The 1,029-nt window shown below is 39.7% G+C and carries 2 protein-coding genes; one reads left to right on the top strand and one right to left on the bottom strand.

The genetic code is table 11. From position 1 onward, the window contains the following. Positions 1-222, top strand: a 222-nt coding sequence (locus tag A3763_RS25920) for a hypothetical protein (protein ID WP_231872329.1), incomplete at its 5' end; no start/stop codon positions are given. Positions 223-788: 566 nt separating this feature from the next. On the opposite strand, the gene A3763_RS25910 is transcribed toward A3763_RS25920, so the two are convergent. After that, a partial coding sequence (locus A3763_RS25910; RefSeq protein ID WP_231872328.1) for a hypothetical protein occupies positions 789-1,029 on the bottom strand: 241 nt, incomplete at its 5' end.

Genomic DNA, 1,029 nt, shown 5'->3' with positions numbered 1-1,029 from the left:
GAATTCGCTTCATTTGAAAGTGTATATGCAAAGGATAATTTGAACCAATTTTCTACAACAAGTATTCCTTTAAATAAGCCTGAAGGTATCCAAAATCATGTTGTCGATGCAACGGATTTTCTGGATATTATTCCAAAAGATGCCAATGTTATAATAGAGACCTGCTTGATATCTGAGCCTGACAATTGTGCAGAGGCATCTGTTGCAATTGAGTTATACTAGCCAAACATCCCTGATGCATAATAGAAAAAAAATGAAGGCAGTTTTTTTGAAAAGACCTATAGAGATTCCTTTCTGTGAAGACATAGATGGTTTAACCGATGCTGTAGAACTCATGCTGGACCTAGTTCAAACCAACATTGATAAAAGGGTTCATCCTGGATATAGACGCTGTTTTCGAATATGCGCAAGATGGTTTTACTCTGGTTACCTTTAACCTTTTAGTTAAGAATCTCAATAAAACGCTTTCCGATCAGGCAAGGGCAGTCACTCAAACTTTCACTGTGCATTAATTTAACCTGGTCAGCTGTCTGGAACCCGTGTCTTCTGCGTCGAAATTAGATCATTATAGAGAGCTCGCGGGACCAATTATTCATGCAGTTATCCTCGAAACGGGGAAAAATGATGTGAAGCTGATACGGAAAAAACTAAACCAGGCTTACCCATTTGAAGCTAGGTGTGGACAGGCTTATCGAGCCTGGTTATCAGAAGTACATTCCCAACTTGGCTTTACCTTACGAAGAAAAAACAGTTCAGAAAAACAATTAGACCTGTTCGATCAACCTTAATTATTCTTCTTCGACGGCCTCTAGAACGGATTCAACAGAAGCTGTAGCTAAGCCATCAACATTGACTGAGAAGTTGGGTTTCCCTAGTGAAAGCGCTGCCCCTATAAAAGTATTCCCAATCGCGGTCAATTTCTCTTCATGATCCTCAACACCTAACTGATCACACAAATCAGCCACACCATTAGCAAACTCTTGCAGTTTATCTTCTGTCAGACCTGTCATAGATATTCCTTTAGTACGA

The sequence above is a fragment of the Oleiphilus sp. HI0128 genome, from assembly GCF_001635365.1.
Note: the sequence above shows the minus strand (reverse complement) of the source record. Positions and strands in the feature narration are given on the sequence as shown.